Genomic DNA, 14,294 nt, shown 5'->3' with positions numbered 1-14,294 from the left:
CAGATCACGCTAAAGTGTCCGTATGCCCAGGATTTCGGCCGCCAGTAACGCCGCACAACGCGCCGAGACCCAGCGCCGCATTCTGACCGCGTTCGGGGAACTCCTCTTCACCCACGGGCTGCCGGGCCTGACCATGACCGACGTCGCCCGCCACGCCAGGATCGGCCGGACCGCCGTGTACAACTACTACGCGGACATCGAAGAACTCCTCATCGCCTACGCCCTGGACGAGACCGAGCGGTTCCTGGTGGACCTGCGCGAATCGCTGGATGCGCTGGAGAACCCGGTGGACCGGCTGGCGCTCTACGTCCGGGCCCAGGTGGAGGACCTCAGCCGCCGCCACCTGCCGCCGGGGCCGGCCATGGGGGCGGTGCTCTCGCCGTCGTCGTTCGCCAAGCTCGCCGACCACGTGGGCGAACTCAGCGTCCTCCTGCAGGGGATCCTGCGCGACGGCATGGCCCAGGGCTACCTGCCGGAGTCGGACATCGCCCAGCTCGCCCAGCTGATCCACGGCACGCTCTCCTCCAGCGCGGCCCGGGGCGACGGATCCGGCCATGATGCCGAGGCCGGGGCGCGGCTGGCGCGCACGGTGCGGTTCATCCAGCTCGGCGCCGGGGCCAGGTTCGACGACGCCGGCCGGCCCGTCCGCGTCAACGCTTAGGGCGCGGGCGGCGTCGAGGGTTACCCGCCGCTTAGGGCGCGGGCGGCGTCGCCGCCGGCGCGGCCGGCGTTGCCTCCGGGTTGACGGGAATCGTAGACTCGTCGACGATGCGCCGGTCCTCCCGGGGGCAGCTGAGCTGGCCCGGCGTCTGGTCCACGAGTTCGGGTTTGACCAGTTCCTTGAAGTCGCCGGTCAGGATGACATCCACGCTCGGGTCCGTGCGGCTGTCCTGGACATAGTCGGAGCCAGGCAGATTGCGCTGGACGCTGAAGGCGGCCGACTGGCCGGCGGCGCCGGAGACGACGAGCGCCACACCGCGATAACTGGTGGTCGTGTTGCCCACGGCACCCACGATGAACTTGCGCGCGGCGAACTCGTTGGCCACGCTCCGGGCCAGACCAGGCTTGCTCGTGGAGTTGTAGACGTTGAGGTTGATCTTTTCCGGCGGCGTGTAGTCGTACACGGCCGTCGGACACAGGGACACGGGCGCCTTGCTCCGTTCCGACGTCGGGACCTTGATCTGGCCGTTCATGATGGCCAGGGCCACCACGATAGCCGCCACGATCAGGCCCACCAGCACCACCAGGACCACACCGTGCAGGATTCTGCGGCGCAGCCGGGCGGGGTGCTCCTCCGTGGCGTCCTCGTCCACGAAGTTGGCCCGCAGTTCAGAGCCGCTGATGACGCGGTGCCCGTGCAGGACCGTCGAGTCGGCCGGCTTCTTAGCCATTTATCACGAGGACCCGGGCGTGGATTGCGGTGCGCTGGTGCAGCGCGGTGCGCACTGCCCGGTGCAGGCCGTCTTCCAGGTACAGCACGCCGCGGTATTCCACGACGTGGGGAAAGAGGTCGCCGAAGAAGGTGGAGTCCTCGGCCAGCAGGGCGTCAAGGTCCAGGGTGCGTTTCGTGGTCACGAGCTCGTCCAGCCGCACGGGGCGCGGCGGCAGGGCCGCCCAGTCTTTGGGCGTGTTGTAACCATGGTCGGGGTACGGGCGTCCCTCGCCCACAGCTTTGAATATCACCATGCCAGCCTAGGGAACTCGGACGCCCAAAGGAATCGCAGACCGCCGCCGGCGTGCGGTTGTGGCCAAAAGGTAACCATTTGTCGCACGGTGCGCCGGTGTCCGTCACATCCGGGGGCCGGGGCGCCGATCTTCGCCGTTGTCCGCGCAAAGCCTGGCTCCGGCTGACAGAATAGCGGTATGACTTCACCCGAGATTTCCCGTGTTCCGTCGCCGTCTTCTCCCGTGCTCGCGCTGCTGCTCGACGTCGACGGTCCCGTCGCCAGCCCGGTCACCCGCGACGTGCAGCCCGGGATCATCGCCGACCTGCTGGCCCTCGCCGCCAGCGGCGTCCCGGTCATCTTCAACACCGGACGGTCGGACGCGTTCATCCGCGAGCAGGTCATGGAGCCGATGATCGCCGCCGGCATGCCCGCCGGCGTCGTCGTCCACGCCATTTGCGAGAAGGGCGCCGTCTGGTTCAGCTTCACGGCGGAAGGCCCCGGCCCGGTCCATGTCGACCACGAGCTCGCCATCCCGCAGGCGTTCGGCAACGACGTCCGCCGCCTGGTCGCCGAGGACTACTCCGCCCACATGTTCTACGACGAAACCAAGCGCGCCATGGTCTCCGTGGAGCAGCACATCGCCGTCGCCAGCGCGGACTACCTCGCCGAGCAGGAACTCTTCGACGCCGACGCCATGGACATCATGGTCCGGCACGGCCTCGGCGTGGTGCGGCTGGACCACCACGTGCCCGATTCGGATGACCAGATCGACTTCCGCGTTGATCCGACCATCATTTCCACGGATATCGAGTCGGTGCGGCTGGGCAAGGATCTGGGCGCAAGCCGGGCGGTGGAGCTGCTGGCCGCGCAGGGCATCACGCCGCAGGCCTGGCGCACGGTGGGCGATTCCCGCACCGACTACGCCATGGCCGACTGGCTGCACCACAACGATCACGCCGTGAAGCACGTGGACGTCCGGCCCGCGGACGGCATCCCGGTGAAACCCTACGATGTTCTTACCGCTGCCGATCTGGGACTCGGCGAGGACGTGATCCACGACGACGCCGGCGCCGCCTTCCTGCGCCACTGGCGCGCCGCCGTCGCCGGCTGAGCCCCGGTTCCGCCGGCCCGGCCGGCGGGCCCACACATGCGGGGTGCGGGCAGGATTCGGCGGCGATTTTGAGCGCCGCGTTATCATGCAAGTAGACATCAGCGCATACCAAGAAACGGGAGACCCGACATCACCGACGCAGCGATCCAGGACGAGATTTACTATGGCAGCCAGGCCTCCGAGGACGCCCATGCCGAGATCACGTCGGCAGCCGCCGTCGCCAGATTCCGGAGCCGCCCGGACGTTGTCCGCCACCGCGGCCGCTACGCGCTGATCAACGAGGACCGCACGCCGTATCAGGCCATGGTCGAGGACCTGCTGTTCCTGCGTTCTGTCCTGGCCGGCGCGGGCCTGGGGTACCTGCTGGTCCGCGGCAACAATGACCGGCCCGTCATTGCCGTGGACTGGAAACACCGCAAGGAACTCCGCGACGCGCTCGTGGAGGCGTGCCGCAACGAGCCGTTCTACTCCATGAGCGTGGACGCGAAGAAGAAGTCCTCGGTGCTCGTGGCCGACGGCGAGCTGTCGCCGAACCGCCAGGCCCGGATCTTCCGGCTGTACCGCCCCCGTGTGGAGCCGGAGGGCGGCTTCGAGTTCGGCGCGTCCGCCGGTGTCCAGCTGGAACTGTGGAGCTTCGAGGGCGACCAGCTGATCCTGCCGATCGAGAACTCCCTGACGCGCCGCACCATGCTCGCCCAGGATGCCGTGCGCGGCACGGTGGAACGCTACGGCCACACGTGGCCCACTATCGAGAACATGTTCGCGGACCATGCCAGCGACATCAGCTTCGACATCGATCTCGTGTTCTCCTGGGTGGACGGCAGCTCCCCCGAATACATTGCGGCACGCCGCGCCCGCATGGCCGGCGTCACCGTGGGCGAGGGCGACGACCACGAGGCCCGCTTCCGCCAGATCAACGAGCTCAAGTACGCGCTGCGCTCGGTGTACATGTTCGCGCCGTGGATCCGCCGGATCTTCATCGCCACCGACTCGCCCGCGCCGGCCTGGCTGGCTGACCACCCGGCCGTCACGATTGTGCGCAGCGAAGAGTTCTTCGCCGACCCCTCGGTGCTGCCGACGCACAATTCGCAGGCGGTGGAGTGCCAGCTGCACCACATCGAGGGGCTGTCAGAGCACTTCCTGTATTCCAATGACGACATGTTTTTCGGCCGGGCCGTCGGGCCGGACATGTTCTTCACGCCGGGCGGCATTACGAAGTTCATCGAGGCCGAGACGCGGATCGGCCTGGGCGACAACGACGCCGAACGCAGCGGCTTCGAGAACGCCGCCAGGGTTAACCGCAAGCTGCTGTGGAACCGGTTCGGCCGCATCACCACCCGGCACCTGGAGCACACGGCGGCTCCGCTGCGGCGCAGCGTGGTCGAACAGATGGAGCAGGAGTTCCCGGCCGAGTTCGCCAAGACAGCGGCGAGCACGTTCCGGGCCGCGGACAACATCTCCGTGACCAACTCCTTCTACCACTACTACGCCCTGCTGACCGGCCGGGCCGTTACCCAGACCGCGGCCAAGGTGAAGTATGTCGACACCACGGCCCGGGCCGGGCTGAACTACCTGCCCAAGCTCCTGGCCAAGCGGAACATGGACTTCTTCTGCCTCAACGACGGCAGCTTCCCCGAGGTCCCGGCGGAGGAACGGGCCGAACTGGTCACGGCTTTCCTGGAGAAGTACTACCCCATCAAGGCGCCCTGGGAGACGTAGCCGGACAGCGGCCCGGCCGTTCAGGGCGGCTCAGTGCGCGGCGGCTCTGTGCGCGGTGACTCAGTTAAGGGTGGGTTAGTTCAGGGTGGTGTACCGGCGGTGCGCCGCCGTCCGGGACGGCGCCTCGGGCCGGGCCTGCACCGGGATGGAGATACCGGCAGCGGAGAGCCGGCGCTGGACCTCCTCCGCCGAGACGAGCTCGCCGACCGCGGGGGTGTCCCCGAGCAGCACCACGGAGTGCACGATTGTGTGCTCGTACACGTGGACCAGGTTGAACGCCTGGCCGCCGTCACGGCCGCGGGTGCCGCCGACGGGAACGTTCAGGTCCTGGGTGTAACACGTGGCCGATGCCACGGAGACGGGGATGCCGGCAAACGTTGCCGTGGTCGAGTAGTGCAGATGGCCGCCCAGGATGGCGCGGACGTCGGAATTGCGCAGGACCCCGGCGAGCGCGGACTGATTCCTGAGTTCCACGAGCACGGCCAGGTCCAGCACGGACGGAACCGGCGGGTGGTGCAGGGCCAGGATCGTTCCGTCCGGCGCCGGGGTGGCGAGTTCGGCCGCGAGCCAGTCCAGCTGGCCCTGGCTCAGCTCGCCGTGGTGGAAGCCGGGCACGGACGTGTCGAGCGTGATGATGCGCAGCCCGTTGACGAAGTAGCTGTGATCCACCGGGGCGTCGTTATCCGGCTGGTCCAGGAGCCCGGCCCGGAAGTTGGCCCGGTCGTCGTGATTGCCCATCGCCCAGATCACCTTGGCCCCCAGTGCCCTGCACGCCGGCTCCACGATGGCACGAAGCTTGGCATACGCTTCCGGTTCGCCGAGGTCGGCCAGGTCGCCGGTGAAAATCACGGCTTCGGGGCGGGCACCTGAGGCGTGGACCTCCTCGAAGAGCTGCCGGAGCAGGGCTTCGCTGTCAACGACGCCGTACAAGGGTTGCGGACCTCCCAGCAGGTGGGGGTCGCTCAGATGAAGTAGGAAATGACGTGGCCGGGGGTGCTCGGCCTCGATGCGCTCCATTGCTGCCTTCTTGGTTGGGTGGAGGCGGTCCCTCCAGTGTCCCTCTCAGTAAGGACTATCCAACCAGACATTAGGCAAACAATGTAAAAACTCGGTCACGCAGATTGGGGAATCGCAGCTTAACGGAGGGCCGCCCCTCACATGCCTGGTCCGGCATGTAAGGGGCGGTCCGCCCGGCGGAATCCCCGGACCCCGGTAGATCACCGGAATCCGGGGCCGCCGGGTTCCCGGCGGCGGCTAGCTCAGGTAGCCGTTCGGGTTGAGCACGAACTTCGAGGCCGCACCGGCGTCGAAGTCGGCGTAACCCTTCGGTGCGTCCTCCAGGCTGATGGCCTTGGCATTGACGTTCTTGGCGATGTGCACCTTGTCATGGAGGATGGCCATCATCAGCCCCCGGTTGTACTTCATGACCGGACACTGCCCCGTGGTGAAACTAAGCGACTTTGCCCAGCCCGTTCCGAGGCTCAGCGAGAGCGAGCCCTTCTTGGCGGCCTCGTCCACGCCGCCCGGGTCACCGGTGACGTAGAGCCCGGGAATGCCCAGGGCACCGCCGGCGGCCGTGACGTCCATCAGGGAGTTCAGGACGGTAGCCGGGGCCTCGTGGGCTCCGGCACCGTGGCCCCTGGCCTCGAATCCCACCGCGTCCACGCCGCAGTCGACTTCCGGGACGCCGAGGATCTGCTCGATCTGCTCGGCCGGGCCGCCCTTGTTCAGGTCGATGGTCTCGCAGCCGAAGCTGCGCGCCTGGGCCAGGCGGTCCGTGTTCATGTCACCGACAATTACGACGGCGGCCCCAAGGAGCTGGGCGCTGGTCGCCGCGGCCAGACCAACCGGGCCTGCACCGGCCACGTACACCGTGGAGCCGACGCCGACGCCGGCGGTAACCGCGCCGTGGAATCCGGTCGGGAAGATGTCCGAGAGCATGGTCAGGTCCATCATCTTTTCCAGGGCCTGGTCCTTGTCCGGGAACTTCAGCAGGTTCCAGTCGGCATAGGGCACCAGAACATAGTTGGCCTGGCCGCCCACCCAGCCGCCCATGTCCACGTAGCCGTAGGCGCTGCCCGGCCGGTCCGGGTTCACGTTCAGGCAGATGCCGGTCTTGCGCTCCTTGCAGTTGCGGCAGCGTCCGCAGGCGATGTTGAACGGGACGGAGCAGATGTCCCCCACCTTGATGAATTCAACATCGGGCCCCACTTCGACCACCTCGCCGGTGATCTCGTGGCCCAGCACCAGGTCAGCGGGAGCCGTGGTGCGCCCCCGCACCATGTGCTGGTCCGAGCCGCAGATATTCGTGGCGACGGTTTTGAGGATTACGCCATGGCGCACCTGCCGGCCGACGTTGGCGGGGTTGACGCCCGGGCCGTCCTTAAGTTCAAAGGTGGGGTAGTCAATGTCGATCAGCTCGACTTTGCCCGGCCCCTTGTAGGCAACGGCTTTGTTCCCTGTCATCGATTTCCTCCTGCTTTCACGGCCCGTGGCGGGCCCCCAATGTGATTGACGAAGTTCTTTGATGCGCCCTCCGCAGGAATACCTTGGCCGCACTGCCGTCCGGCGGGTGCCAAACATGGCTCTGCCGTGGGTATGCCCGGAATGTTGGAGGGTCCGGCCAGTCTAGACGGCGAGCATGCCGAGGGATAGGGGGCTAGGGGGACTAAAGCCGGCAACGCTGCCAAATCATGACAGGGCGGCCTGGACAGCCTCAATGATCTCCGGGGCGTCCGGCGCCACGGTCGGGGAAAACCTGGCGATGACCGCGCCGTCGCGGTTCACGAGGAACTTCTCAAAGTTCCACTTCACCAGGCCCGGCAGCATGCCGTTCCTGAATTTGGTGAGCTCGGCATAGAGCGGGTGCTGGTTCCTGCCCCGGACGTTGGCCTTGGCGGTCAGCGGGAACGTGACGCCGAAGTTGCGCTGGCAGAATTCGGCAATCTCGACGTCGGCCCCGGGCTCCTGGCCCGCGAACTGGTTGCACGGCACGCCGAGGACCTGGAATCCCTGGTCCCGGAATTTGGTGTGCAGCGCCTCGAGCCCCGCGTACTGGGGCGTAAACCCGCATTGTGATGCCACGTTCACCACCAGGACCACCTCCCCCTTGAAGCGGCCGAAGTCGGTTTCGGTGCCGTCAATGAGCGTCAGGGGGATGGAGTGCAGGGCGGCCATGGCTGAGTCCTCGCAGTCGTCGGTGGTCCGAATCCGGGTCCGGAAGTGGTCACTCCCGTGCTTCGGCACCGACGCGCCCGCGGATTGGTTCGCACCCGCTGTCCGGCGGTTGGGGCCGTGACGACGCGGCGCCCGGGCCGGCGTCGTCTCGGCTATTGACTAGCGGCCGCGGCTAACGGCTCGGCGTGGCGGTGGGCGTCGCAGTGGCCGTCGGTGGGGTTTTGGCTTTGGTCGTCGCGGTGACTGTCGGCGCAGCCGGCACGGTGACGGGAGCCGGGGCCAAGGGTGCCGACGTCGTGCTGGCGGCCTCGGTAGCGCGCGCGGAGGCGGACGCCGTGGCGGAGGTCGCGCGAGGCGCAACCATGGCAGGCGCCGATCCCGTGGCCGAGGCTGTCGTCTTCTGCGTCGGGGTGGCGGTTGGCGTAGGTGTCGGCGTCGGCTTGGCCGACGCTGTACCCGTCGGGGTGGGGGTCGGCGTCGGTGTCGCCGTTCCCGTCGGCGTCGCCGTTCCCGTCGGTGTCGGCTTGGCCGACGACGTACCCGTCGGCGTGGGGGTCGGCGTCGGCGTCGGCTTTGGTTTGGTCGTTGCCGACGGCGTTGGCGTGGGCGTAGGTGTCGGCGTTGGCTCGGCCGTGGACGGGGGTTTGCCGGCGGCTGCTTCCGTTGCTGCCGCCGAGGGGCTCGCGGTGGGCTTGGCCGCCTCCGCCGCAGGCTTTTCCTGAACACCGCCGGCCACCACGTGGGTCAGATCCTCGCGGACGGGAATCGCCCAGCCGATCCCCGTGTTCGAGGCCTTGCCGGCGTCGGGCGCGTAGCTGGTCATTTCAATCGGACCAAGCTGGTCCACCTGCTTGATGGGGATGAAGGTCCAGTTCCGCGGATCGGTGTGGGCACCGTTGAGAATCGTTTCGAAATGAAGGTGGCAGCCGGTAGAGGACCCGGTGGTGCCCACCCGGGCAATGACCTCCCCCACCCGGACGGAGTCGCCCTTCTTGACCGCACTTGCCTCCAGGTGGTTGTACGTGGTGATCAGGCCATTGCCGTGGTCAATCTCCACCCGGTTGCCACCGCCCCACGGGTGCCACCCGACGGCCCGCACCACACCCGCGTCGGCGGCGTAGACCCGGGTTCCGCAGGCGGCGGCGAAGTCCTGGCCCCAGTGGAATTCACCGGCCAGGCCCGTCAAGGGACTGGTCCGCAGCCCGAACGGAGAGGAGGGCACCAACGTTTCCAGCGGGGCCATGAGGAACCCCGCCGCGGGCCGGCGCAGGCTAGCCGAGGCGACGTTGAGTTCTCCCCCGACCCCGTCCCTGGTCGCCGTGTCGACGGTGGTCCGGCTGAAAGCCAGGAGCGCCAGGGCATCGGCTGTGAAGGCACCGGCGGTCACGGAGGCTGCGGCCGGTGCCGGCGAAGCTTGAGGATCCAGGGTTTGCGGTCCGACGGCGCCGCTGGCGGGCCGCGCCTCGGCCGCACTCCTGCCCGCGCTTGAGCTCAGGCCCTGAAAGCCGCCGAACGTCAGCACGGCCAGGGACAGGCACAGACCGCCAGAAACGCAGCGCACGGCTATGGTCCGCGCCCCGGTTGACTGCTCACTCGTTGAGTTTCCCCAGTGTTTTCCCACGATGTGACTCCCAGCAATACATGTCCGCCAGACCCCAATCCGCACGGACCCATCCCCCTATGTGACCACAGTCCGGCGGCCCTGTGAACCGCCGTCGAGCCCCTTTTGCGGCCCTTGAGCGAGAACCGGGGGTGACCCCAGTAATGCACCGGTGACGGCCCAGTAGTCCGCCCCGGAATTGCAGGTGCCTGGTACCCGGGAGCCGGGTAAGAATGGAGGATGCGCAATGTCCTCAGGGAATGGCAGTCCGAACTCAAACAGACGTTTACCGGGACGCGCGACGCCGTGCCGGAGTGGGTGCCGCGCCTGGCCGAGGGGGACGACGCCGGCTATCACCTGCCGGGCTCGGCGGTCTGGGCCGTCCACGGGGACATGCCAACCATCGTGGCGGGAATCCGGGCCCTGCTGATGCAGTCGCTCCATCCCGGAGCGCTGGCCGGGGTGCATGATCACTCCCGATTCCGCGAAGATCCGCTGGGCCGACTGGCGGGCACCATCCGCTGGATCTTCACCGTTTCCTACGGTTCCACCGAGGCAGCCCGCGCCGCGTCGGGCTGGGTGCTGCGGCTCCACGAGAGGGTCCGGGGAGAATTCGTGGACGGTCATGGCGTCAGGCGCGAGTACGCGGCCAATGATCCCGAGCTGGTGCGCTGGGTCCACATTGCCTTCACCGATGCCTTCCTCTCCGCCCACAAACTGTGGGGACGGCCGATTCCGGGCGGACCGGACGCCTATGTCCGCGAGTGGGCGCAGGCCGGCCGGCTCATGGGTGTGGACTCCCCGCCGTTGAGCGAGGCAGAAATGCGGCAGCAACTGGACCGCTGGTACTGCGACGGCGAACTGCGCTATGACGAGCGAGTCGCCGAAACAGTGGCGTTCATCCGGGACCCGCCCCTCCACCCGGCACTCCGACCCGGATACCGGGTGCTGTTCGCGGCCGCCGTGGCAAGTCTCGAACCCCGGTACCGCGAACTGCTCGGCCTCCGGACGGCGCGGCTGGGCCCGGTCCGGTTGCCGGTGAGGCTGGCAACCCGGGTGACCCTGGGCATCGTGCATCTTGCCCTGGGCCGGACGGGGCCCAGCGAACAGGCGGCACGGACGCGTCTGCGCCGCCTGGGCTACGCGGCCTGAACCGGGCGGGACGTCCGGGTGACGGGGGCCGCCACGCTTGCCATGGCCGCCGTTGCTGCACTGGCCGCCGGGGCAGGGTGGCCGCCGTGGCTGCACTGGCCGCCGGGGCAGGGTGGCCGCCTTTGCTGCACTGGCCGCCGGGGCAGGGTGGCCGCCGTGGCATAGAGCCCCGGAGGCCAGCGCCGGGAGGACAGTGCCGGCGGGACGCAAAAAGGCCCCGGTCCGAGGACCGGGGCCAACCGCGGAGAATGGGGGATTTGAACCCCCGAGGGCGTTAACCCAACACGCGTTCCAGGCGTGCGCCATAGGCCGCTAGGCGAATTCTCCAGTTGCTTCTGAATCAAAAGCAGATACTAGAATACCTGAACTTTCCGGCTTCGCCCAATTGGCCCCTCCGCCCCCCGGACCGGGGCTTCTCCGGGGGACATGCCCCCCGCTCCGCACAAGGACTGGACATAGTCCCAATCTGTCCCTCCGTGCCCGCGAAAAATGAGCATGCTCCACGATGCCCGCGCCCGCGGGACCCCTCCCACAGGGGACATGCCCCACGCTCCGCACAAGGACTGGACATAGGCCCAATCTGCCCATCCGCCGCCGCGAAAAATGAGCATGTCCCCCGCCGGGGGCAGGCGGGAACCGGACCGATTCGGGGCACACCCAAACGTCGGGTAAACTTGCTGACGGCCCCTCATGTGGCGTCATCCTGTTGAACTCCCCCAGGACCGGAAGGTAGCAAGGGTAAACGGGCTCTGGCGGGTGCATGAGGGGTCTTTTATGTCTGTGCCGATTGGTAGGGTTTATCTGTGACTGTTACTACTGCCCTCTACCGTAGATACCGCCCCGATTCCTTCGCGGACGTCATCGGGCAGGAGCACGTCACCCAGCCCCTCATGACGGCCCTGCGCAAGAACCGCGTCAACCACGCGTACCTTTTTTCCGGCCCCCGCGGCTGCGGCAAAACCACCTCCGCCCGCATCCTGGCCCGGTGCCTGAACTGCGCCGAGGGCCCCACGGACACCGCCTGCGGCAAGTGCCCGAGCTGTGTCGAACTCGCCCGCGGCGGCGCCGGCTCCCTCGACGTGATCGAGATCGACGCCGCCAGCCACGGCGGCGTGGACGACGCCCGCGACCTCCGCGAGCGCGCCACCTACGCCCCGGTCCGGGACCGGTACAAGATCTTCATCATCGACGAAGCCCACATGGTCACTTCGGCCGGTTTCAACGCCCTGCTCAAGATCGTCGAAGAGCCGCCGGAGCACATCAAGTTCATCTTCGCCACGACGGAGCCGGACAAGGTGATCGGCACCATCCGTTCCCGCACACACCACTACCCCTTCCGGTTGGTGCCGCCGGAGCCGCTGATGGCGTACCTGGAGCTGCTCTGCACCCAGGAGAACGTCCCCGTCGCCCCCGGCGTGCTCTCGCTCGTCATCCGCGCCGGCGGAGGTTCGGTCCGCGACTCCCTCTCTGTGCTGGACCAGCTCATGGCCGGCGCCGGCCCGAACGGCCTGGACTACGAGCTCGCGGTCGCCCTCTTGGGCTACACGCACGCGTCCCTGCTGGACGACGTCGTCGAAGCCGTCGCCGCGTCCGACGCCGCCACAGTCTTCCGTGCCGTGGACCGTGTCATCCAGACCGGCCACGACCCCCGCCGCTTTGTCGAGGACCTTCTGGAGCGCTTCCGCGACCTCATCATCGTCCAGGCGATGCCCGAGAGCGCCCAGTCCATCCTGCGCGGCATGCCGGCGGACCAGATCGCCCGGATGCAGAACCAGGCCCACAACCTCGGCGCGGCCGAGCTCTCCCGCGCCGCGGACGTCACCAACACCGCCCTCACCGACATGACCGGTGCCACCTCGCCGCGCCTGCACCTGGAGCTCCTGTGCGCCCGCATCCTGCTGCCCAGCTCCGAACAGACCGAGCGCGGCATCGCCGCCCGGATCGACCGCGTCGAGCGGCGCCTTAACTATGCCGGGAACGACGTCGGAGCTCCCCCTGCCGGGGCCGCTGCGGCCGCCCACCCCTCGCCGGCGCAGGCCGATCAGCCGCCGGCTCCGCAGCCGGTTGCGTCCCCCGAGCCTGCGCGGCAGCCCGAGCCGGCGCGGCAGGCCGAGCCGGCGCGGCAGGCCGAACCCGTCAGGGAACCGCTGACAGCGCCGCGGCTCAGCACGAGCGACTGGCCCGTCGACGAGCCGGCGGCCGGCAAGCGCGAGCCCGGTCCCGCGCCGGCCGCGGCCCGGGCCGCCGAGCCGGCCGCACCCGCTGCGCCCGAACTTTCCCCGTCCGCCCCCGTGCGGTCCGAGCCCGCCCCGGCCGCCGTCGCTCCAGCCGCAACCCCTGCCACCGCCGCCCCCGCCCCGGTGTCGGGTTCCGGAGCCGACGTCGAGGTCCTGCGCCGTGCCTGGCCCGACATCCTGCAGACGCTGACCAAGATCAAGCGCAGCACGTGGGCGCTCGTGGAGCCCAACGCCCAGGTCGGCCACTTCGAGGACCACGTCCTGACGCTCGCATTCACCACGGCCGGGCTGGCGGGCGCCTTCGGGCGGGCCGACCACGCCGACAACCTCCGGCAGGCCATCCACAAAACGATCGGCATCGACTGCCAGATCCGCGCCGTCGCCGGCGGCAACAGCAGTGCAGCGAGCGCTGAGCCAAACCCAAAAGCGCCCGCTAGCCGGGAAATCCCGGCGTCCTCTGCCGACGTCGCCTGGGGGCTGGCTCCGGCCGCTGCCGCACCGCCGGCGGCACACACTGGTGCAGTCCCGCCCGAGGCCCCGGCCCGGGCGCACGTTCCGGACGCCGCCTCGACCGTGAGGCCGCCCGCCCCCGCCTCCGCCGAACCCGGAGCTCCGGCGACCAGCGCCCCGCCCGCAGTGGAGCACCGTGCCCCCGACTTTGACGCCGAGCCCCCGGCCCGGGGCGGGCAGACCGCGGAACGCCAGCCCGCGGCACCCCAGCCGCTTGTGTCCCCACCCGCACCGTCCCGGCCCACACCGTCGGACGGCCCTGCGGAACAGACAGGTTCCTACGCCTACCCCGATGATGACTGGGGCCCGCCCCTGGATGAGGATGCCCCGCCGCTGGACGAAGAGCCGCCCATGGACTGGGACCCGTCCCCGGCCCCCATCCCGCGGCGCGCCGAGCCAGCAGCCCCCGCCCCGGCGCGAAAGTCCCCTGCCCCGGCAGGATCCGGCGACGGCGGTTCCGCCGCCCGCAGGTCCCCCGAAGGCCCGGACGCACCCGCCGACCCGTGGGCGCGCGCCATCGAAGAGTCGCCCGGCATCTGGACGGTCGGCAAGGAATCCAACGTCGGCCGGTACGGCACGCCGGATCCTGCGCCGCCGGCGCCGGAGCCCCAGCCGGCACCCGTGCACTACGAGCCGGCCGCGGCCCAGATCCCGGAGTACGCCGGCGTCGTGTCCGGCCCGTCGGGGACGGCGGCGGAGCACGTCGGCCGCCTTGAGCCTGCCGCGGCACCGGCCGGTGCGCGGGCTGTCCCGCAGTCTTCGGCCGTTGCCGCCCCGGCAGCGCCCCCGGTTCAGGCGAATGCGGTTCAGGCGACGGCGGTTGCCGAAGCCGCCGCGACGACCGGCAGGCAGAGCCTGTATCAGCGGCTGTCCAACAGTCCGGAAGCCGAGGCCGGCCGGGCCAAAGCCCCCGCCCGGGCGGCTGCCGCGGCTGCCGCCTATGTCCAGGACGTTCCGAGCGCCGACGACGAAACGATCGAGGAGTCGGGCGTTTTCGGCCGGGCCGCCGTCGAGCGCATTCTCGGCGGAAAACTCGTTGAAGAGCGGTCCTTGGACGGAAGCCCGCTGCCGCCACGCTTCTAGCCCACCTCCTGCCGGCTGGCCCCGGCCCCACCCCAAAC

General features: G+C 69.2%; 11 protein-coding genes, 1 tRNA gene and 1 other RNA gene. 6 read left to right on the top strand and 7 right to left on the bottom strand.

What is annotated here, in order from left to right:
• Positions 1-22: 22 nt before the first annotated feature.
• Positions 23-661, top strand: a complete 639-nt coding sequence (locus CFN17_RS09320) for a TetR/AcrR family transcriptional regulator (RefSeq protein ID WP_208751112.1) — start codon at positions 23-25, stop codon at positions 659-661.
• Positions 662-692: 31 nt separating this feature from the next.
• On the opposite strand, the gene CFN17_RS09315 is transcribed toward CFN17_RS09320, so the two are convergent.
• Together CFN17_RS09315 and CFN17_RS09310 are read right to left on the bottom strand one after the other, a co-directional pair.
• A complete protein-coding gene (locus CFN17_RS09315; RefSeq protein ID WP_208751111.1) occupies positions 693-1,391 on the bottom strand; it encodes a LytR C-terminal domain-containing protein in 699 nt (232 codons plus the stop codon).
• Positions 1,384-1,683 carry a type II toxin-antitoxin system VapB family antitoxin gene (locus tag CFN17_RS09310; protein ID WP_208751416.1) on the bottom strand — a complete coding sequence of 100 codons (300 nt, stop codon included), beginning with the start codon at positions 1,681-1,683 and terminating at the stop codon, positions 1,384-1,386. The genes CFN17_RS09315 and CFN17_RS09310 overlap by 8 nt, the downstream gene beginning before the upstream one ends.
• A 180-nt stretch (positions 1,684-1,863) precedes the next feature.
• Between CFN17_RS09310 and CFN17_RS09305 the strand changes: the two genes are divergently transcribed.
• Both CFN17_RS09305 and CFN17_RS09300 read left to right on the top strand, forming a co-directional pair.
• Complete coding sequence (locus CFN17_RS09305; RefSeq protein WP_208751110.1) at positions 1,864-2,778, top strand: hypothetical protein; 915 nt, start codon at positions 1,864-1,866, stop codon at positions 2,776-2,778.
• Positions 2,779-3,081: 303 nt separating this feature from the next.
• Positions 3,082-4,497 carry a stealth family protein gene (locus CFN17_RS09300; RefSeq protein ID WP_395926743.1) on the top strand — a complete coding sequence of 472 codons (1,416 nt, stop codon included), beginning with the start codon at positions 3,082-3,084 and terminating at the stop codon, positions 4,495-4,497.
• A gap of 75 nt (positions 4,498-4,572) precedes the next feature.
• Here the strand turns inward: CFN17_RS09300 and CFN17_RS09295 are convergent, their stop codons facing one another.
• From CFN17_RS09295 to CFN17_RS09280, 4 genes are all read right to left on the bottom strand, one after another.
• Positions 4,573-5,514 (bottom strand): phosphodiesterase, encoded by a 942-nt coding sequence (locus CFN17_RS09295; RefSeq protein ID WP_208751109.1) that lies wholly within the window; start codon positions 5,512-5,514, stop codon positions 4,573-4,575.
• A 237-nt stretch (positions 5,515-5,751) separates the two neighbouring features.
• A complete protein-coding gene (gene fdhA / locus CFN17_RS09290) occupies positions 5,752-6,963 on the bottom strand; it encodes a formaldehyde dehydrogenase, glutathione-independent (RefSeq protein ID WP_208751108.1) in 1,212 nt (403 codons plus the stop codon).
• Between the two features lie 225 nt (positions 6,964-7,188).
• Complete coding sequence (locus CFN17_RS09285; protein WP_261792425.1) at positions 7,189-7,674, bottom strand: glutathione peroxidase; 486 nt, start codon at positions 7,672-7,674, stop codon at positions 7,189-7,191.
• Between the two features lie 172 nt (positions 7,675-7,846).
• Complete coding sequence (locus tag CFN17_RS09280; protein WP_261792424.1) at positions 7,847-9,235, bottom strand: M23 family metallopeptidase; 1,389 nt, start codon at positions 9,233-9,235, stop codon at positions 7,847-7,849.
• Between the two features lie 279 nt (positions 9,236-9,514).
• Between CFN17_RS09280 and CFN17_RS09275 the strand changes: the two genes are divergently transcribed.
• A complete protein-coding gene (locus CFN17_RS09275; protein ID WP_208751106.1) occupies positions 9,515-10,426 on the top strand; it encodes an oxygenase MpaB family protein in 912 nt (303 codons plus the stop codon).
• A gap of 242 nt (positions 10,427-10,668) precedes the next feature.
• Here CFN17_RS09275 and CFN17_RS09270 read toward each other — a convergent pair.
• Positions 10,669-10,753: transfer RNA gene (locus CFN17_RS09270), tRNA-Ser, on the bottom strand.
• A gap of 352 nt (positions 10,754-11,105) precedes the next feature.
• Here CFN17_RS09270 and ffs point away from each other — a divergent pair.
• Together ffs and CFN17_RS09260 are read left to right on the top strand one after the other, a co-directional pair.
• Positions 11,106-11,202: signal recognition particle sRNA small type (ffs, locus tag CFN17_RS09265), an RNA gene on the top strand.
• A gap of 27 nt (positions 11,203-11,229) precedes the next feature.
• On the top strand, positions 11,230-14,256 hold the full coding sequence (locus CFN17_RS09260) for a DNA polymerase III subunit gamma and tau (protein WP_208751105.1): 3,027 nt from the start codon (positions 11,230-11,232) through the stop codon (positions 14,254-14,256).
• The last annotated feature ends 38 nt before the right edge of the window (positions 14,257-14,294 follow it).

Source organism: Arthrobacter sp. PM3 (assembly GCF_003352915.1).
Classification (GTDB): domain Bacteria; phylum Actinomycetota; class Actinomycetes; order Actinomycetales; family Micrococcaceae; genus Arthrobacter.
This window is presented reverse-complemented; position numbering and strand designations above follow the sequence as displayed.